At 71.1% G+C, this 18,334-nt stretch carries 21 protein-coding genes and 1 pseudogene; 16 read left to right on the top strand and 6 right to left on the bottom strand.

The annotated features are described in order from the left end of the window. Positions 1 to 40 precede the first annotated feature (40 nt). From IE200_RS02095 to IE200_RS02085, 3 genes are all read left to right on the top strand, one after another. Positions 41 to 1,039, top strand: coding sequence for a hypothetical protein (locus IE200_RS02095; protein WP_191277686.1), 999 nt, complete (start codon positions 41 to 43; stop codon positions 1,037 to 1,039). Positions 1,040 to 1,116: 77 nt separating this feature from the next. After that, positions 1,117 to 2,496, top strand: coding sequence for a short-chain fatty acid transporter (locus IE200_RS02090; RefSeq protein WP_229855978.1), 1,380 nt, complete (start codon positions 1,117 to 1,119; stop codon positions 2,494 to 2,496). 65 nt (positions 2,497 to 2,561) lie between these two features. After that, positions 2,562 to 3,668, top strand: coding sequence for a glycosyltransferase (locus IE200_RS02085; RefSeq protein WP_191277685.1), 1,107 nt, complete (start codon positions 2,562 to 2,564; stop codon positions 3,666 to 3,668). Here the strand turns inward: IE200_RS02085 and IE200_RS02080 are convergent. After that, positions 3,640 to 4,251 carry a maleylpyruvate isomerase family mycothiol-dependent enzyme gene (locus IE200_RS02080; protein ID WP_191277684.1) on the bottom strand — a complete coding sequence of 204 codons (612 nt, stop codon included), beginning with the start codon at positions 4,249 to 4,251 and terminating at the stop codon, positions 3,640 to 3,642. The genes IE200_RS02085 and IE200_RS02080 overlap by 29 nt on opposite strands. Positions 4,252 to 4,296: 45 nt before the next feature. Between IE200_RS02080 and IE200_RS02075 the strand changes: the two genes are divergently transcribed. The 8 genes and pseudogenes from IE200_RS02075 (at position 4,297) to IE200_RS02045 (ending at position 9,116) form a co-directional block, all read left to right on the top strand. Then, positions 4,297 to 4,752: a MarR family winged helix-turn-helix transcriptional regulator gene (locus tag IE200_RS02075; protein ID WP_229855976.1), complete on the top strand. Its 456-nt coding sequence runs from the start codon at positions 4,297 to 4,299 to the stop codon at positions 4,750 to 4,752. Between the two features lie 70 nt (positions 4,753 to 4,822). Continuing rightward, positions 4,823 to 5,137: a hypothetical protein gene (locus IE200_RS02070; protein ID WP_191277683.1), complete on the top strand. Its 315-nt coding sequence runs from the start codon at positions 4,823 to 4,825 to the stop codon at positions 5,135 to 5,137. A gap of 122 nt (positions 5,138 to 5,259) precedes the next feature. After that, positions 5,260 to 5,808 carry a hypothetical protein gene (locus IE200_RS02065; RefSeq protein WP_191277682.1) on the top strand — a complete coding sequence of 183 codons (549 nt, stop codon included), beginning with the start codon at positions 5,260 to 5,262 and terminating at the stop codon, positions 5,806 to 5,808. Positions 5,809 to 5,817: 9 nt separating this feature from the next. Continuing rightward, a pseudogene (locus IE200_RS21155) lies at positions 5,818 to 6,156 on the top strand (CocE/NonD family hydrolase); the annotation flags it as partial. A 76-nt stretch (positions 6,157 to 6,232) separates the two neighbouring features. Continuing rightward, complete coding sequence (locus IE200_RS02060) at positions 6,233 to 7,060, top strand: CocE/NonD family hydrolase (protein ID WP_229855974.1); 828 nt, start codon at positions 6,233 to 6,235, stop codon at positions 7,058 to 7,060. Positions 7,061 to 7,141: 81 nt separating this feature from the next. After that, positions 7,142 to 7,660, top strand: coding sequence for a hypothetical protein (locus IE200_RS02055; protein ID WP_229855972.1), 519 nt, complete (start codon positions 7,142 to 7,144; stop codon positions 7,658 to 7,660). A gap of 140 nt (positions 7,661 to 7,800) precedes the next feature. Further along, positions 7,801 to 8,085, top strand: coding sequence for an excalibur calcium-binding domain-containing protein (locus IE200_RS02050; RefSeq protein ID WP_229855970.1), 285 nt, complete (start codon positions 7,801 to 7,803; stop codon positions 8,083 to 8,085). A gap of 299 nt (positions 8,086 to 8,384) precedes the next feature. Further along, on the top strand, positions 8,385 to 9,116 hold the full coding sequence (locus IE200_RS02045) for a GmrSD restriction endonuclease domain-containing protein (RefSeq protein WP_191277680.1): 732 nt from the start codon (positions 8,385 to 8,387) through the stop codon (positions 9,114 to 9,116). 466 nt (positions 9,117 to 9,582) lie between these two features. Here IE200_RS02045 and merB read toward each other — a convergent pair whose 3' ends face one another. Further along, entirely contained in the window at positions 9,583 to 10,245 is a 663-nt protein-coding gene (gene merB, locus IE200_RS02040; protein WP_229855968.1) for an organomercurial lyase, read from the bottom strand. A 104-nt stretch (positions 10,246 to 10,349) separates the two neighbouring features. Here merB and pyrF point away from each other — a divergent pair, with 104 nt between their 5' ends. After that, positions 10,350 to 11,060 (top strand): orotidine-5'-phosphate decarboxylase, encoded by a 711-nt coding sequence (gene pyrF, locus IE200_RS02035; RefSeq protein WP_229855966.1) that lies wholly within the window; start codon positions 10,350 to 10,352, stop codon positions 11,058 to 11,060. 137 nt (positions 11,061 to 11,197) lie between these two features. Here the strand turns inward: pyrF and IE200_RS02030 are convergent, their stop codons facing one another. Next, positions 11,198 to 11,668: a UPF0158 family protein gene (locus IE200_RS02030; RefSeq protein WP_191277679.1), complete on the bottom strand. Its 471-nt coding sequence runs from the start codon at positions 11,666 to 11,668 to the stop codon at positions 11,198 to 11,200. A gap of 278 nt (positions 11,669 to 11,946) precedes the next feature. Here IE200_RS02030 and IE200_RS02025 point away from each other — a divergent pair, with 278 nt between their 5' ends. Both IE200_RS02025 and IE200_RS02020 read left to right on the top strand, forming a co-directional pair. Then, a complete protein-coding gene (locus IE200_RS02025) occupies positions 11,947 to 13,050 on the top strand; it encodes a hypothetical protein (RefSeq protein ID WP_191277678.1) in 1,104 nt (367 codons plus the stop codon). Positions 13,051 to 13,056: 6 nt separating this feature from the next. Then, entirely contained in the window at positions 13,057 to 14,100 is a 1,044-nt protein-coding gene (locus IE200_RS02020; RefSeq protein ID WP_191277677.1) for a hypothetical protein, read from the top strand. Between the two features lie 188 nt (positions 14,101 to 14,288). Here IE200_RS02020 and IE200_RS02015 read toward each other — a convergent pair whose 3' ends face one another. Both IE200_RS02015 and IE200_RS02010 read right to left on the bottom strand, forming a co-directional pair. Continuing rightward, a complete protein-coding gene (locus tag IE200_RS02015; protein ID WP_191277676.1) occupies positions 14,289 to 15,095 on the bottom strand; it encodes an ABC transporter permease subunit in 807 nt (268 codons plus the stop codon). Continuing rightward, a complete protein-coding gene (locus IE200_RS02010) occupies positions 15,092 to 15,991 on the bottom strand; it encodes an ABC transporter ATP-binding protein (RefSeq protein WP_191277675.1) in 900 nt (299 codons plus the stop codon). The genes IE200_RS02015 and IE200_RS02010 overlap by 4 nt, the downstream gene beginning before the upstream one ends. 107 nt (positions 15,992 to 16,098) lie before the next feature. Between IE200_RS02010 and IE200_RS02005 the strand changes: the two genes are divergently transcribed. Both IE200_RS02005 and IE200_RS02000 read left to right on the top strand, forming a co-directional pair. Then, entirely contained in the window at positions 16,099 to 17,244 is a 1,146-nt protein-coding gene (locus IE200_RS02005) for a sensor histidine kinase (protein ID WP_191277674.1), read from the top strand. Then, positions 17,241 to 17,897 carry a response regulator gene (locus IE200_RS02000; RefSeq protein WP_191277673.1) on the top strand — a complete coding sequence of 219 codons (657 nt, stop codon included), beginning with the start codon at positions 17,241 to 17,243 and terminating at the stop codon, positions 17,895 to 17,897. Before IE200_RS02005 ends, IE200_RS02000 begins: the two co-directional genes overlap by 4 nt. A 34-nt stretch (positions 17,898 to 17,931) precedes the next feature. Here IE200_RS02000 and IE200_RS01995 read toward each other — a convergent pair whose 3' ends face one another. After that, positions 17,932 to 18,294: a hypothetical protein gene (locus IE200_RS01995; RefSeq protein WP_191277672.1), complete on the bottom strand. Its 363-nt coding sequence runs from the start codon at positions 18,292 to 18,294 to the stop codon at positions 17,932 to 17,934. Positions 18,295 to 18,334 lie beyond the last annotated feature (40 nt).

Raw genomic sequence — 18,334 nt, 5'->3', positions numbered from 1 at the left:
GCGCTCCACGCCGACCCCGACCGGCGCCGAGGGTGGAGCCATGACCCTCGCCCTCCCGGCCCTCGCCCCTGCCCTCGTGCCGTCCCTGCCCACCCACGAGCGGTGGTTCGTCGAGTCCCGGGAGGCCGGCGACTGGTCGTTCTTCCTCTCCCCGCTGCCGCTCGCGCTGACCGCGGCAGTGGTGGTCGTGACGGTCCTGTGGCGGGTCGTCGCCCTGCGCGTCGACCGCCCGGAGCTGCCGGTGCTGCGCCCGCTGGCCCGGCTGGTGCCGTGGGTGCCGCGCCTGCTCGGCATCCACCTCGGCGTCGCCCTGCTCGCGCTGGCGGCGACGGGCGCGTTCATCACCCCGTCCAACGACCACCTCGAGGGCGCCGGGGGCAGCGCGCTGCTGCTCGTCGAGGCCGCTCTGGGCATCTGGCTGGTCACCGGCTGGCAGCTGCGCACCGCCGCCGCCCTCGTGCTCGGCCTCGCGCCGGCCCTCGCCCTGGTCGCGGGCTGGACGGCGTTGGGGGAGTGCGCCAACCTCGCCGCCGTCGCCGCCTTCCTCGTGGTCGTGCCGCCCGGCCCCGACGCGTACGGAGCGGCGCACCCCTCGCGGGCGCACCTGCGCTGGGCCCTGCTGTGGCTGCGCCTCGGCGTCGGCGTGGCGCTGGTCGTGCTGGCCTTCTCGGAGAAGCTCACCAACCCGGCGATGGCGATCGACACCCTCGAGCGCTACCCGGCGCTCGACGTCTTCGCGCTGGTCGGCCTCGACGTCTCACCGGAGACCTTCGTCGCGGTCGCCGGGGCGACGGAGCTGCTGTTCGGGCTGCTGGTGATCTCCGGGGCCTTCCCGCAGGTGGCGGTGCTGGTCGCGATGGTGCCGTTCAACGCGACGCTGCTGCTCTTCGGCCAGACCGAGATGGTCGGCCACCTCCCGGTCTACGGCGTGTTCCTGGCGCTGCTGGTCTACGGCTCGTCGGAGGAGACGTACGGAGCGGTGCGCTGGCTGCCGGACCGCTCGCCGCGCCGTTCGGTCGTCCCGGCGCCCGTCGCCTAGGGCGCCTTGACAGCGTTCGACGGTCGGCGGTGGGGTGTGGTCCAGACCACCCCCGGACCCTGAGGAGCGAGATCGTCATGCCCCGTACGAGCGCAGAGGACCAGCAGCAGCGATCAGCAGCGCTCTCGGGGGTCATGCGACCGGTCAACTCCGTCGTCGAGCGGTTCATCCCGAGCGCGCTGGTCTTCGCGATCGTCCTGACGTTCGTCGTGGCGATCCTCGCGCTGCTGCTGACCGACAGCGGCCCCGTCGACATCACCCGCGGCTGGGGCGCGGGCCTGTCCGGGCTGCTGGCCTTCATGACCCAGATGGCGCTGATCCTGCTGCTCGGCCACACGCTCGCCAACACCGGGCCGGTGCGCGCCCTGCTCGCCCGCCTCGGCGGGATCCCGAAGACCGCGCTCCAGGGCTACCTGTTCGTCTTCGGCGTCGCGGCCGTGGCCTCGCTCATCACGTGGGGCCTCGGGCTGGTGGTCGGCGTGCTGCTGGCCGTCGAGGTCGCCCGCCAGGGCAAGGAGAAGGGCCTCGCGCTCCACTTCCCGATGCTGGTCGCCGCCGGCTACTCCGGCTACGTCATCTGGCACATGGGCTACTCGGGCTCCGGCACCCTGACCGCGGCGACCGAGGGGTCGTTCATCGCCGAGCAGCTGGGCGAGACCATCCCGATCAGCGAGACCACCTTCGCCTGGTGGAACCTGGTCGCGATCGTCGCGACCATCGTCGCCGTCGGCGTCGGCCTCGCGCTGGTCGCGCCGCGCGGCGGTGACGAGGTCGTCGAGATGAAGACCGACGCGCGCTACGAGGACGAGGTCGTCATCGACGAGGTCGTCACGCCCGCCGACCGCGTCGACGCCAGCCGCGTCCTCACTCTGCTCGTGGGCCTCGCGCTCGTCGCCTACCTGGTGATCCACTACGCCGACGGCGGCACGGCGACCCTCGACATCGTCAACTGGACCTTCCTGGCTCTGATCTTCCTGCTGGTGCGCAGCCCGCTGGAGCTGATCGCGCTGACCAAGAACGCCGCGTCCAACGTCGGCGAGATCCTGCTGCAGTTCCCGCTCTACGCCGGGATCATGGGGATCATGGCCACCTCGGGCCTGATCACCGTCTTCTCCGACTGGATCGTCCAGACCGCGGGGCCGTCGACCTTCGGCGTGCTGGCCTTCCTGTCCGCCGGGGTCGTCAACTTCTTCGTGCCCTCCGGCGGCGGCCAGTTCGCCGTGCAGGGGCCGGTGATGCTCGACGCCGGCGCGCGGCTGGGCGTCGACCCCTCGGTGACGATCATGGCGATCGCCTACGGCGACCAGTGGACCAACATGATCCAGCCCTTCTGGGCGCTGCCGGTGCTGGCCATCTCCGGGCTCAAGATCCGTGACATCCTCGGCTACACCATGGTGACCCTGCTGGCGTCCGGTCTCGTCTTCGCCACGACGATGCTGCTGGTGGGCGCCGGGTAGAGGAAGGGGCGGGGCCGGTGCGGATCCTGTTCAGCTCGACACCGCTGGACGGACACTTCCGTCCGATGGTCCCGCTCGCACGGGCCTTGCGCAGCCGCGGGCACGACGTCGCCGTCGCCACCGAGCGCGGCTGGCACGCGCACGTGGAGGCCGAGGGCCTGGACGCCCTCGCCGCCGGGTGCCCGCACGACGAGGCCTGGCAGGGCGTGGTCGACACGCTCGGCGACGCGAGCGCCGTACGGGCGGACACCGGCCAGGAGGTCTTCGCGCTGCTCTTCGCCCAGGGCCACGCGCACCGCAAGGCGCGCGAGCTCGCCGACGTCGCCGAGCGCTGGGGCGCCGACGCGGTCGTCTTCGAGAGCGGCGACCTCGCCGCGCCCGCGGTCGCGGCCGCGCTGGGCGTCCCCGCGGTGCACCACTCGTGGGGGCCGATGATCCCGCTGGCGTGGTTCGAGGCGGCCTCCGAGCGGGTCGCGCCGGTCTGGGACGCCCTCGGGGTCCCGCCCGCGCGGCTCGCCGGCGCGTTCGACGGCCTCTACGTCGACCTCGCCCCGGCGCGCTTCCGTACGGAGCTCCCGCCGGGCGAGGTGACCGCCCTGCGCCCGACCTCGCCCGACCCGGCAGCGGTGCCGGACTGGGTGGCCGACCTCGAGCCGCCGGTGGTCTACGCGACGCTCGGCACGCTCTTCAACAGCCCCGACCTGCTCCGTACGCTCCTCGCCGCCCTCGACGGCGTCGGGTCGGCCGTCCTCACGACCGGTCGCGACGTCGACCCGGCCGAGCTGGGAGCGGTCCCGGCCAACGTGCGCGTCGAGCGCTTCGTCCCGCAGACGCAGGTGCTCCCGCGCGCCGCCGCCGCCATCGGCCACGGCGGGTCGGGGAGCACGCTCGGCGCGCTCGCCCAGGGTGTGCCGCTGGTGCTCCTGCCGATGGGCGCCGACCAGTTCCACGTGGCCACGGGCGCCGCGGCGGCCGGCGCCGCCGTCGTCCTGCGTCCCGACGAGGTGACGCCCGCATCGGTGCGCGCAGCCCTCGACGCGGTGCTGGCCGACGAGGCGTACGGTCGCGCGGCGGGTGCCGTGCGGGCGGAGGTCGCGGCGATGCCGACGCCCGAGGAGGCCGCGGTCGTGGTGGAGCGTTTCCTCAGGTCAGCGCGCCCACCTCGCCCCTGAGGTGCTGGTGGGCCACGGTGCGTCCGGCCGCCGCGAGCAGCAGCCACTGCACGGGGCCCTCCACGCGCCGACCCGAGCCCCACTCCCACGCCACGTCGGTGGCGACGAGGTGGACGCCGCGCAGGCGTGGGCCGAGCGGGATCCGCCGCGACCACCAGATCACCCGCTCCAGGGCGTCGACGGCGGCGGCGACGGGCATCGGGTGGTCGAGGTCGAGCGGCACGCAGATGTCCTGGGTGTGGACCAGCACGTCGAGCAGCGGCTCGCGCTCGGTGACGAGGGGGACCGTACGCCTCGAGCCGACGAAGCCGCGCAGCGTGGCGACGATCTGCTCGTGGTCGAGCGGGCTCCACAGGGCTGCGTTGCGGAGGGTCGCGTGGTAGCGGAAGCCGGAGCGGACGGCAGGTACGAGCGCCTCCCGCAGGCCCGCGTGGGCGAAGCAGAGGTGGGCCGCCACGTCGCGCACCGTCCAGCCGTCGCACAGCGACGGGGTGCGCCAGTCGTCCGCGGGGAGAGGCTCGAGGATGTCGGCCAGCGCGGAGCGCTCGGTGTCGATGTGGTGCCAGATCGCGTCGCTGTCCATCGCGTCGCCTCCCAGATGGTCAGGTTATCTGACTAATATGCGCCCGTGGTCGAGTCGTCGTCAACGGGTGGTGGGCAGCCGAACGTCGGGGTGCTGATGTGGGTCGCCGCGCGCTCCCTCGAGACGCGGGCGTACGACGCGCTGGTCGCCGCCGGCGCCACCGACGTGACGCCCGCCCAGGCCCGCCTGATGGCGCAGGTCGACCCCGGCGGCAGCCGGGTGGTGACGCTCGCGGCGCGCGCCCGCACGACCAAGCAGTCGGCGGCCGCGCTGGTCGACCAGCTCGAGCAGGCGGGCTACGTCGAGCGCGTCGCGGACCCCGCGGACGGTCGCGCCAAGCTCGTCCGGCTCACCCCGCGGGCGCACGCCGTCGGGGAGCACGCCGACGCCGAGGTGGCCCGTGCGCTCGCGGAGTGGGAGGAGCACGTCGGCGCGGCCCGGATGCGTGAGCTGGAGGAGACGATGGCAATGCTGCGGGAGATCACGGACCCGTGGGCGTGAGGCCGGTGCGCATCGTGACCGGTCTCCGGGGAACAGGACGTCTGCCATCCACGAGCGAGGGGACGAGTCCATGACCGGACAGGACGACCAGACCGCCGACCAGACCGCCAAGCCCGACACCGCGGAGCGGCGCGGGACGCCGAACTCCTCCGGCCCGGAGGGAGCGGCCGGCGGCATGGGCTCCAGCAGCGAGCGGGTCGGTCCCACCGGTCCGGGACAGGTGAGCACCGACGGCCTGCGGGACACGAGCCGGCTCGACACCCCGGCGGACGCACCGCCGGAGCAGAGCCCGGGCGGCGAGGAGCCGCAGCCGGAGGGCGTGGACCCCAGGGCGGGCTATCCCACGTCCGACCCGCGGCACGAGGACAAGCCCTACTCCACCTGAGCCACCGCCTGCTCGTCACCGGTTCGCGGGAAAAGCGCGCGCATCCGGCCCGACCTCAGCCGGCCGGCCGGACGCTGGTGACCACGCGCGCGAGCGCCGACCGCGTGGTGAGGAGGGGCGTCGTGGCCATCGTGATCATGCATCCCGGGGCCCGGCTGCTCGCGCCCGGCCTGGACGCCCTCGCGGACGTCGCGGCCGGTGACTGGGCGTGCGCCGCGCGGCTGTGCGCCGCCCGCCTGAAGGACCCGCGTGCCTGTGGGCGCGACCTCGACGCCGCCGCCGTTCGCGCCGGCCTGACCCGCGGCCCGCGCGAGCCGTACCGCTACCAGCTGCACCACCGGATGCTGGTCGTCGACGAGCACCCCGACCTGCTCGCTGCCGCCCTCGAGCTCCAGATGAAGCTGTGGCTGGGGCAGTGGGACGCCCTCGGGACGGTCGTCCCGTCCTTGGGTGCACCGGGGCAGGACTGGCGCCCGCGCCAGCTGCTGGAGATCCGCGCGCGCCACCAGCACTTCGACGCCTGGTCGAGCCGGCTGTACGCCTCGCACAACCTGTCCACGGCCCCCACGACGGCACGGCTGGCGCACCACGTCCTGACGAAGCTCGAGGGCGGCGCGGTGCGTCATGCGTACGACCTGCCCGCGGGACCCGCGGCCGTGCACGTCGGCTGAGCGACGGCGATGTCGGCGCCGGGGCTGCGGCATCCGCTCGGACCCGCGCTGGCCCGGATCCTGCGGCTGCCGCGGGGAGGTTGCCGCTACACCGTGGAGCGCGCGCGGGTGCCGATGCGCGACGGTGTGGAGCTGCTGACCGACGTCTACGTCCCGGCCACGAGGTCGCCGGGCACGGTGCTGATCCGCACGCCGTACGGCCTGGACGGGGTGGTCGCCCACCTCACCGCCGGCTTCCTCGCCGCGCACGGGCACCGGGTCGTCAACCAGGCCTGCCGCGGGACGGGCGGGTCCGGCGGGGTGCTCGACCCGTTCGCCCAGGAGACGGCCGACGGGCACGACGCGGTCGGCTGGCTGCGGGAGCAGCCGTGGTTCGACGGACGACTGGCGCTGTGGGGAGCGTCCTACTGGGTTCCCCGCGCATGTGCTCGAGCAGTACGACCGTCTGCGGCAGCGCGGCGTCGACGTCGGGCTCACCATCGGACCGTGGACCCACCTCCAGACGGGCACCCAAGGCGCCGCGACCGTGATGACGGAGGCACTGGACTGGCTGGGCGAGCACCTCGCCGGCGACGGTGGCCGACGGCGACCGAGCCCGGTCCGGATCACCGTGACGGGTGCGGGGGAGTGGCGCGACCTGGAGTCGTGGCCGCCGCAGACCCGCGACCGGGTGCTCCACCTCCAGCCCGGCGGGGGCCTCGCCGAGGACCCGCCGCCGTCCGCCGCCGGTCCAACCACCTTCGCCTACGACCCGGCCGATCCCACCCCGGCGGTCGGCGGCCAGGTGGTCAACCCGGCGATCTCCGGTCGTCGGGACAACCGGAGGCTCGAGCGCCGCGCGGACGTCGTGACCTTCACCAGCGCGCCGCTGACCGAGCCGTTGGACGTGCTCGGGACCCCGGTGGCCGAGATCGTGCACGAGACCGACAACCCGTGGGCGGACCTGTTCGTGCGGCTGTGCGACGTGGGGCGCGGTGGGCGGTCCGTCAACGTGAGCGACGGGTTCCGCAGGCTGGGGCCGGACGACGCCAACAGGACCGTCGAGGTCCAGCTCGACGCGCTGGCACATCGGTTCCTGGCCGGGCACCGCCTCCGCCTGCAGGTCTCCGGCGGTGCGCACCCGCGCTGGGCCCGGAACCTGGGCACCGGCCAGCCGCCTGCGACGGGTACGGACCTGGCGCCGTCGGTGCGGACGATCTGCCACGGCGTGGGTGGGGCGTCCCGGCTGCGGCTGCCCTGTGCGGAGGGGTGACCGCGGCGGCCAGGCGCACCTGTCCCCACGCCCCGGTCTGGACCGCGAGGTCTACTTGGTTCCAGCACCATCGCCCCCACGTTGCGCCGCGGCGTCCCGACGATCGCCGTTGCCGGCGCCTTGCTCGTCGTGTCAGCCACCGGGGGCGCGACTGCCGCCCTGGTCATCACCGGGAAGCAGATCAAGGACAACTCGGTCACGTCCAAGGACATCAAGAACCGCACGCTCAAGACCAAGGACCTGGCCGCGTCCACGGTCGCCGCACTCAAGGGCAACACGGGACCTGCGGGACCCGCCGGACCTCAGGGAGCCACTGGTCCCGCCGGCGCCACGGGCGGCTTCACCGGCGTGGAACGCGTCAGCGTCGACCGTGACATCACCGCGAGTGGGGACTACTACGGTTCTGCGTTCGTCACGGTCCCGTGTCCTGCCGGCAAGATCGCCGTCTCCGGTGGCTACTACCTCGCCAGCTCGGCCGTCGACATCGCCGTCCACACCAACCGACCCAACGCGACGGGAACGGCGTGGGAGGTCTACGTCCGAAGCACCACCTCCAACTTCTCCGCCGCCTTCTACGCGCTGTGCGCGAACAGCGGCTGAGGGTGGACGCCTGACCGCGACAGAGGACCTCACGTCGCGTGAGCCGGCGCATGTTCCTGTTCGCCGGACACCGTCCCGCGCCTGACGTAACTTCGTGGTCTCGGCGACTGGGCCGGGAACGATCAACACGGGGAACAAACGTGCACGCCACCAAGACGCTCATCTCTATCGCTGTCAGCACGATGGCCGCCGCCACACTCACGCTGGTGGGCCCGGCATCGGCTCACACCACCGGCTACCACGACAACTGCACCAACCTCAACAAGAAGTGGCCCCACGGCGTCGGCCTGGCCAAGGCCAAGGACCGCACCAGCGGCAAGCCCGTCACCAACTTCTACCGCAACACCAAGGCCTACCGCGCCGCCGAGGGCCACAACGGCACCCTCGACGCCGACAACGACGGCATCGCCTGCGAGAAGCGCTGACGGAAGCGGCCACTCCGCCTGGGGCGAGGCGACGCCGCTCTGCCCACCGCAGCCGCTGAAGGAACGTCGTGAAGTTCAAGCATGTTGTGGTGGGTGCTGTCCTCGTCGTCTCGATCGGCCAGTGCGGCTACGACTCCGACGTCGTGGCCCGTGCGCAGGATCGAGACGCGCAACGAAGTGGCAGCGCCCGTCCGAGTGCACGAGCGACACCTACCCCACCCACGTCCGGCGGACACGAAGCTGGCCGAGCAACCACGCTGGCAGCGCTCCACGGCTTGCCAGTCAAGGGGCGTGCTCCCATGACGGGATACGACCGCGACCGTTTCGGTCCAGCGTGGCTCGACGCGGACCGGAACGGGTGCGACACCAGGAACGACATCCTCGGCCACTACCTGCGCCAGGCGACGCTGGAGAGCAACGGTTGTGTCGTGGCCGCTGGTTTGTACGAGGACCCTTACACCGGTTCCGCAATCGACTATTGGCGCGGCGATGGGGCCCTCATCGACATCGACCACGTCGTCTCCCTGGGGAACGCATGGGCGACCGGGGCGTTTGGCTGGCCGATCCGCAAGCGCGCTGCCTTCGCGAACGACCCGCTCAACCTTCTTCCGACTGACGCCGGCGCCAACCGCCAGAAGGGAGACGGCGACGCCGCGACGTGGCTGCCGGCCAACCGCTCGTACCGGTGCGAGTACGTCTCACGTCAAGTTGCCGTGAAGGTCAAGTACGGCCTCTGGGTGACCCTTCCGGAGAAGGAGGCGATCCAGCGAGTGCTCGCCCCTTGTGACAGGCAAGCCCTCACCACTGACGAGTGGGGTGCCTCGACGGAGGTGGACCACAACATCTCCGATCCGACGGTCGCAGCCAACGATCACGCCCCGACTGAGGCCTCCGGAGCCAGAGGCGGTGGATCAGTGCACTACGACAACTGCGACGAGGCGCGCGCAGCTGGCGCAACCCCGGTCCGCGCGGGAGATCCGGGTTATGGGAGACACCTGGACGGCGACGGGGATGGAACTGGCTGCGAATGACGACCAGCGGCTGATGGTTGACTGCGTCCTACGCGGCGCCGAGACCACCGATCGCACAGGAGTCCGGCGACCGACGAGAGCGGTACTGCGGGGCGTTTCGCCCGAACAGTGGCCGCGGCTCGCTCGCTTGTGCGCGTCGCTTCGAAAGGAACCGTCGCCTAGGTCCGTAGCGTGCGGATGCCCAAAGCGGTCGCCAGCAAGAGGGCACCGATGGACAGGGTCCCGAGCCAAGCCCACTCCGGTATGGAGTCGACGGGGCCCCAGGCCATCAGCGCACCAAGGACCATCAGGGCAAGTCCGCCCCGCAAAGCCCCGACCGGTGCGAACTTCGCCTCTGGAGATGCCATGGGGCCGACAGTAGCCGACAAGCGGACGGCCTTAGCAAGGCGGAACGAGACGCCGATAGGCGGCGGTAAGACGCGGGTCTGCGAACGCGCGACTCGCGGCATGAGCGTGCGTTGGAGAGTCAGTCCGTGAGACCCCAGAAGGGCCCGGAGAGGCCGACACCGCGCAGGTAGTCGGCAGCGGCGCTTGGCTCGCGCCGCACGTAGCCCCGCTCCAGCCGCCCGGCGTACCAGCCCGACGCGAGTCGCCATAGCGTCGGCAGGTTCATCACGTAGCCGCGCTGGTTCCCCGTCCGCGCCAGCCAGTCGGTCACGCATTGCTCGGAGCAGAAGATCCGCTGGTTCCCGCAGGTGTGGACCACGTCGTCCCACATGTGCCTGGTCGGGACCAGGAAGTGCGCGACCTGGTCGCCCGGTGGCGGTTCCCGATCGTCCACGTGCCAGGCGTGCGGCGTGTCGCAGGCGGGACACGACGTTGCAACCAGCACTGGGCTCTGCTCCGGAAGGAGATGAGGGAGCGCGAACGAGTCCCACGCGCAGCCACCCCACCACAGGGCGTCGCGACCCATCACCGAGAACCCCAATGGCACGGCCGTGAACGGGTGCGCCATTGCGACCTCGCCGTCCGCGTCGAGCGCAAGGTGTCGCTGCTCGGCCAAGGCCTTCAACTCGACGCCGACCTCATCCCGGCTCGACGAAAGATCGGCTGCAAGGTCTGCCACTGAGGGAACCTCGCCGCGCCTGAACCGGTCGTAGACAGCAATCCGTACGTCTTCGGAGTCCACGGCCCGAGGCTACGGGACGAACCGCACATCGGCATGAGCGGATGCACGGGTCGCGACATGAGCGGGCGGAGTGACGGTGCCGTCGCTGGTGGACCGTCGATAGTGTGCTGCTCGTGACCAGCGGGGGCCAGATAGTCGTAGCGCTCGACTTCGACCACAGCGAGCCCGCTATGGACGTCGTGCGGCAGCTGGGTGACCTGGTGGGCACGTACAAGGTGGGGCTGGAGCTGCTGACCGCTGCCGGGCCCGCGGTCGTGAGTGCTCTGGTCGAATCCGGGAAACAGGTGTTCCTGGACCTGAAGCTGAACGAGATCCCGCACTCGGTAGCTTCCGCGATACGGGTATGTGGGGACCTCGGCGTCTCGATGGTGACCGTCCATGCCGGCGCCGGGTCGGCCGTGCTGCGCGCCGCGGTCGAAGCAGCGCGTGCGACGCCCCGGCTGAAGGTCCTGGCGTTGACCGTGATCACCTCGCTCGCCGACGTGGGCCTGGTCGAGGTGGGAGTGCCCGGTGGGGTGCAGGCGCAGGTCGAACGGTTGGCAGGTCTGGCGATCGATGCCGGATGTCATGGTCTGGTGACCTCTCCATGTGAGGTGCGCGGGATGCGGGCACTCGCACCGCCGCACTCCCTGATCGTGGTGCCGGGCGCCGCGGTGCCAGGGGACGTCCAGACGCGTGATCACGTCCGCGCGGGCACCGTCGGCGGGGCAATCGCCGATGGAGCCAGTCACGTCATCGTGGGCCGCGGCGTGACTCGGGCCGAAGACCCGTACGCAGCCGTGGAGGCAGCGCTTCACTCCATGAGCCGCGCCTGAGTGCGTCGCCGGGGCGCCATTGCGAGGCGACTCGAGCGGGCTCGTGTCTCCGCACATCGGCATTCCGGGAAACCCGGCGAGGCTGGCAGGGGGAACTGAGGTGCTCTTTGGTGCGTTTGTCGTCACGGCTGCCGATATCAGGGCAGAGCGGGGTCTGGGTGGTCGGCCGCGAACTTGTCAGCGGCGTCGTCGTCGATGAGGGCATGGTCTAGCAGCCATTCGACGGCGCGGCGCTGGGCTCGACTGTCACGCAGCGCCTGCCAGGCAGGGACGAGCTCGGGATGGTGCTCATAGAGCTCGTCCTTGAAACGACGGAACGCTCCCCGCCCCTGAAGCGCCCTGGCCAGGCCTCGACTGGCCGCCTCGTCACTGATGCCCTCAGCGAAGTCGGCCATGTCCTGGTACCAGACGTACGACGGGATCGGGTCGATGGGAATCAGGTCCAACTCGTCGATCTCGACGGGGTTCTCACCGTCGATACCTGTGTCGCTGGTCCAGAACACCACCTGCCCCGTTCGCGGATCCAGCAGCCAACGGTGCTCGTAGTCCGTCTGATCCGCCAGCGCGGTTGCGATCTCCTCAACGTCGATTCCGGCCAGGTCGAGCATCTGCTCAGGTTAGAACCCGAGTCCAGCGTCCTGGAACGATGCCGGGACCGGGCGAGCCCAGGTGCGAAGTCGCGGCGGAATGGGGCACGCCGTTGACTGCGCGGAAGGCCGCAGATCCGTGCTTGTCGGCGGTCAGACGTACCTTGGGGGCTGGCGGCGACCGATCTGCTGCCGTCGCTCCGAGGGGACGCTAGGGTCAGTCAAGCCGGGGACCGGTGGGACCCGCACTGAGCTTGGGCTGGCCAACGGAGGTGAGCACGATGGGGACGACGGGCCCGATGAACGTCGTCGACGCCGTTGGGCTTCCGCGGTTCGATGCGCTCCTGTGGAGGCAAGCCCAAGAGGGGCACCTGCAGCCGCTCCACGACCTCGTTGACGCGTGTGAGGGCAAGCCGCGTGAGCACGTGGTCGTCGAGACGATCATCGTGGAGGACTCCAACCCCTTGGAGGTCATCCACCCCACGAACCTCCTGTCTTCGGTGCTCACCGTCGGTGGGGTGTCGGTCATGCGTGTCGAGGATGACCGAGGGCCGTTCGTGCTGTCGGCGTGGCCGACGGCCTACGACGGGGTCTTCCACTTGATCGGTTCGATCCCGTCGACCGACCCGCGGTGGGACAAAGTCGACCGATGGCTGAGCAAGGCCGCTCCGCAGGTCGTGCGTTGCTTCTTAGATCATGACGACTTCGTGGCCATCGGTGCCGCGCTGTCGGAGCACGACGAGGTCGAAGTCCAGCGGGCATCGGGTCGTGTGCGGTCGGATAGGTCGTCGTGGAACCGAGGCTTCCGGGCGTTGATGGGTGGCGACCTGAGGCCAGACCACCGCGAGATCGTGGAAGAGGCCGAGTCCCAAGGAGTTGCCCTGCGGACGCTGCACCTGCACGTGGGTGACGTGATGGACGTTCTGCTTCGGCGCATCGCCGGGGCCACGTTCTACCGCGGTGACTTCGAGGTGTTCGAGAACCGCGTCCTATCCCGCCTTGCGCTGGCCGCATCGCGGCGACGTGAGCTCCTCTCGAACCGAGCACGAGTCGTGCACGAGCCGCCTAAGCAACCCATCGAGGTGCGGCTGGCCGCGCCGCTGTTCACCGACCCCAAGGCGACCGGCGAGGTCATTCACATGCTGGAGGGCACCAGCGACATCTCGTTCGCCGTGGTGCACCGCAACCCCTACCTACACGTGGTGGTGACCGACAACCGCGACGGCTCGAACTACGACCTGTTCGTCACCCAACCTGACGCGATCGAGATCCACCCGGGCTTCCGGGCAAGCATGGGGTCACTCACCCGCATCGCCCAGGACTTGGGGACCTACTTCGAGGCCGATGACTTGCGGGAGTCCGCTCCACCGAAGCCGGTGTCGATCTTCGACCTAGTCGGCTGACCGACTGTGGCGGGGGCCAAGAGCAGTGCGATCGCACTGCAGGATCTGCTCGACGACTTCAACCTCTACGACCAGTACGTCGACGTGGTGTGCGCGTTCGAGTGGCTGTTCACACGGGTCACCGAGATCGCCGACACGGTCCGTCACTTCGAACGGTTCCCCAAGATCAAGGTGACGATGGACGACGGAACCGAAGTCACGGTCACCCCTGACTTCACGGTCATCTTCCAGGACGGCACCGGTCTGGTCGGCGAGATCAGCAAGTTGGCGATGCATGACAACAGCATCGACAAGGCCTGCCGACAGATCGGGAAATACGCCGAGTTGACGCACCTTCCCGTCGATGAGGCAGGCACGCTCGTCGAGGTCCACGACCTCGACGTGCTGCAACTGGTGCCGAGCGACGTTGGGCTGGCAGCCGTCCGGCGGATCATCAAGGACCGCTACCTCAACCCCGACCACGAGTACGCGCCGTCGAAGGCACCGGTGATCGCCCAGTACAGCCGCTCGGCCGACCGAGACGAGTACCGGTACACGTTCCAACACCTCCCGGACCCCGCTAACGGTGTGCTGCCGAACTCCGACGACCCAAGCACGATCGGACACTTCCTCACCGGGGTCAACAACGTCACCGCGAACCGGTTCAATCACATCAAGGCCCGGCGGAAGTTCATGAACGACCCCGTCAAGCCGCTGTACCTAGCCACTCACCTGTGGACCTCGCACTGGCCCACCGAGTACGGCGGTCCCGGCACCCAACCCATCGAGGTCACCCCGGCCGACATCGCACAGACGCTGCGCGACCAGTTCGGCATGGGCCGCGCCAGCGAGGTCAAAGCCGCCCTCACGCTGCTAGCGCGTGCCGGGCTGGCGGCGGACAACCGCGACGGCACCTGGACCGTCTCCCGCGCGACATTGCGGCTTCGGGGTGAGCGCGACATCCATCGAATCATCGCCATCAAGGCCTCCAAGAACGCCAAGCCTGTCGTGCAAGCGCGCTCGACACGCACCGCTCGCGCAGATGAGACCCAACAGGGGATGCTCTTCTAGATGTGGTCTTTCGCGACCTATCGTCACGCGGTTTGCGCCCTTCGGGCGTAGCCCATTCTGGGCGCTGAGACGCACCCGCGCTGAGGATCCCGCGCCCCAGGCGGGATTCACTGGACGCAGTAGATCCACCACGAGACGACGGACGCCCGGAGCCCATAGAGGAGCCCTAGGCACACCGCCGTACCGCCCTACTTCACCTCGGACCTCCGCAAGAACCACAGTCCGACAACAAGCGGGACGACGATCCAGATCGCCGTGGTCGACCCGAGCATCGCCCACTCCTCACCGGTGTTCGTGGCGCCCTCGAAGAGCTCGACCTGTGTGTAGTTCCAGTCGACCCACGGCTGGAGGTCGAGGAACCAGTCCTGCACCAGGGCGAGCAGCTGCAGCACGCCGGGCAGCACGAGCGAGACCACGAAGTAGCCGACGATCGCCGCCGACGACGCCCGCATCACCACCCCGAGCGTGAAGCCGATCGCCATGCCGACCAGGTTGCCCAGCAGCATCTGGGTCGCCATCGACCACGGGATGTTCCACACGGTGTCCAGCCCGGCGACTGCCGAGCCGGCCACGTTGCCGAGGGCGCCCGCCGCGAAGGCGAGGGCCACCGAGCCGACACCCACCAGGAGGGTCGCGACCGCCTTGGCGCCGATCACGCGTCCGCGGTGCGGCACCAGCGTGAAGGTCGTCAGCCCGCTGCGCTGGCTCCACTCGCTCGTGACGGCCAGGATCGCGATCATCGGCAGGATCACCGACATCGGGAACCCGCTCGCCCTCGCGAAGCTCTGGTAGGTGACGTCGCTGTCGGGCGCGACGACGACGACCGACCCGGCCGCGATCGGCGACAGGACCGCGATGCTGACCAGCAGCCAGAACCCCGAGCGGGTGTCGAACATCTTGCGCAGCTCGACCTTCACGAGCCGCGCGGTCGGGATCGGACGTACGGTGCGGCGGACGGGAGCTGCTGGGTCCCGGGAGATGGTCGTGGCGGTCATGCGGCAACTCCTTCGCGCTGGGTGTCGGCGGTGAGCGACAGGAACATGTCCTCGAGCCCGGCGCCCTCGGCCGACCGGAGCTCGGTGAGGGCGAGGCCGGCGGCCAGGGCCACGGCCCCGACTCGGGCGGGGTCGGCCTCGGTGCGTACGGAGCCGTCGCCGGCGAGCGTGCTGGGGATCCCGGCCTGCTCGAGCGCGTGGGCCAGGTCGCGCGGCGACGGCGTACGGGCGAGCGTCCCGGCGGAGGCGAGGAGCTCGTCCTTGGTGCCGGACGCGACGATCCGGCCGTTGCCGATCACGACGAGGTCGTCGGCGATCACCTCGATCTCGTGCAGCAGGTGCGATGACAGCAGCACGGTGCCGCCCCGGCCGGCGAACCCCGTCAGCAGGTCGCGCATCCACCGGATCCCCGCGGGGTCGAGGCCGTTGGCGGGCTCGTCGAGGATCAGCACTTGCGGGTCGCCGAGCAGCGCGGTCGCGATGCCGAGACGCTGCCGCATGCCGAGGGAGTAGTTGCGCACCCGGCGCCCGGCCTCGGTGGGCGTCAGGCTCACCAGCTCGAGCATCTCGTCGACGCGTGAGCCGGGCAGGCCCATCGTGGCGGCGGCGACCGCGAGGATCTCGCGCCCGGTGCGGCCGGCGTGCTGCGCGGAGGCGTCCAGCAGGACGCCGACCTCGAGGCCGGGGTTGGGCAGGTCGGCGAACCGTCGACCGTCGATGGTCGCGGAGCCGGCGGTCGGGACGGTCAGGCCGACCATCACCCGCATCGTGGTGGACTTGCCGGCGCCGTTGGGACCGAGGAAGCCGGTCACGCGGCCCGGTCGGGCGGTGAAGGAGACGTCGTCGACGGCGGTGAAGCCGGCGTACCTCCGGGTCAGGGACTCGACTGTGATCATGCGACCAACCCTCGCGACGCCGCGTCGTCGGCGTATCGGCTCGATGGCCGCACTTCTCTGGCCGAAAGTACGGCGTGGCAGCGGCGCCCCGTCCCTACGCTGGGCGCGTGAGCACCCCGCTGCGGTCCTTCCTGGACGAGCCCCGCCCCTCGGCCCCACCGGTCCGGGTGTGGCGCGACTGGGCCCTGCTCGCGCTCGTGGTGGTCGCCGGGGTGCTGGAGGGCGTGCTGCGCGAGGACATGCCGCTGCGGGAGCTCTCGATGGTGCTGACGCTCGGCCTCGCGCCGCTGCTGCTCTGGCGTCGTACGCACCCGCTCGCCGTGGTCGCCGCCGCCTTCGGCACGGTCGCGGTGGTCGACCTCGGCGTGATCGTCGCGGACGCGCCGACCCTCGACATCTACTCGATGCTCTACTTCCTCGTCTTCCCCTACGCCCTGTTCCGGTGGGGGTCCGGGCGCGAGGCGGTGGCGGGCCTGGCGATCATCCTGGTCCCGGCCGTCCTGTCGCTCGTCGTCAGCTGGACCGGGCTCGGCGACGCGATCGGCGGCGTCGCTGTCCTGCTGGCCGCCGTCGCGCTGGGCTGGGCCGTACGCTCCCAGCGCGGCGCCCAGGAGCGGAGGATCGAGCAGATGAAGTCGGAGGAGCGGGTCCTGCTGGCGCGCGAGCTGCACGACACCGTGGCCCACCACGTCTCCGCCATCGCCGTCCAGGCCCAGGCCGGGCGTGCGCTCGCGGCGACCAGCCCGTCGGCGCCGCTCGAGGCGCTGCAGGTGATCGAGGTGGAGGCGACGCGCACGCTCGCGGAGATGCGGGCGATGGTGCGGGTGCTGCGCAACGAGGCGCCCGCCGCCTACGCCCCGCAGCCCGGTGTCGCCGACCTCGACCGGCTGGCCGGTGCCTCGCCCGCAGGGCCGCGGGTGGAGATCACGGTCTCCGGTGACGTCGCCGCCCTCCCGGCGGCGATCGACGCGGCCGTCTTCCGGATCGCGCAGGAGGCCGTCACCAACGCCCTGCGGCACGCCCGCAACGCCACCCTCGTCGACGTACGCGTCGCCGGGGACGCCTCGACCGTCAGCCTCGTCGTCCGCGACGACGGCGACCCGGGCGCGGCCGACCCCGCCCCCGACGCCGGGTTCGGCCTCACCGGCATGGTCGAGCGGGCACTGCTCCTCGGCGGCGTGTGCGAGGCAGGCCCGAGCCCCGGTCGCGGCTGGACCGTCAGCGCGACACTGCCGCGGCAGGTGCCGGCATGACCATCCGGGTGCTGGTCGCCGACGACCAGGACCTCGTACGCACCGGGCTGCGGCTGATCCTCGGCACCCTCGACGGCATCGAGGTCGTGGGGGAGGCGCGCGACGGGCAGGAGGCCGTACGGCTGGCGCGCGAGCTGCGCCCGGACGTGTGCCTGATGGACATCCGGATGCCCGTCCTCGACGGCGTCGAGGCGACCCGCCTGCTGGCCGGGCCGGGCGTCGCGGACCCGGTTGCCGTCGTCGTGATCACCACTTTCGACCTCGACGAGTACGTCCACGGCGCGCTGGCGGCCGGCGCCACCGGCTTCCTGCTCAAGGACGCCGGACCCGAGCTGCTCGGCGAGGCGGTCCGCGCCGCCACCCGGGGTGACTCGCTCATCTCGCCCAGCATCACCCGCCGGCTGCTGGCGACCTTCGCGCGTACGGGTCGCGTCGCCCCGCCCGCCCAGCCCATCGACCCCCTCACCGAGCGCGAGGAGCAGGTGCTCGTCACCCTCGCGCGGGGGCGTACGAACGCCGAGATCGCCGCTGAGCTCCACATCAGCCTCAGCACGGTGAAGACCCACATCGGCAGCCTCATGACCAAGCTCGGCGCCCGCAACCGGGTGGAGGTCGCGATGTGGGGCTACGAGACCGGCCGGGTCCGGGACTAGCGCGCAACCGTCACCACCGTAGGCGTACGGAGCGTCAGCGCTCGTCCTCGAAGACGACGTGCCCTGATGGCAGCACCGAGCTGTCGTACTCGGTCCGGAAGACGTCATCCAGGATCCCGCGCACCCGGTCACGCTGCGAGTCGTCGGCCTCGATGCGGATGCACTCGACCATGCCGACGCGGTCGTGCCCGGAGTTGAAGCCCGCCAGGGCGAGCGCGGTCTCGGGCCTGACCGGATCCACCCCGGTGGGGATCGCGAAGGCGAGGGTGTGGGTGTTCGGGTCCCTCAGGTGCGCCTCGCGCTGCGACTCCTCGCGGACCCAGCCGCGCAGGTAGAGGTTGATGGCGATCGTGCCGCCCACCACGACGACCACCAGGAGCACGATTGCTGCGGCCATGACTTCCTCCTCGGTCGTGGGTTCCTCCTGTCCCTCGACC

Origin of the sequence: Nocardioides flavus (ex Wang et al. 2016) (assembly GCF_014653115.1) — a bacterium.
Lineage (GTDB): Bacteria > Actinomycetota > Actinomycetes > Propionibacteriales > Nocardioidaceae > Nocardioides > Nocardioides flavus.
This window is presented reverse-complemented; position numbering and strand designations above follow the sequence as displayed.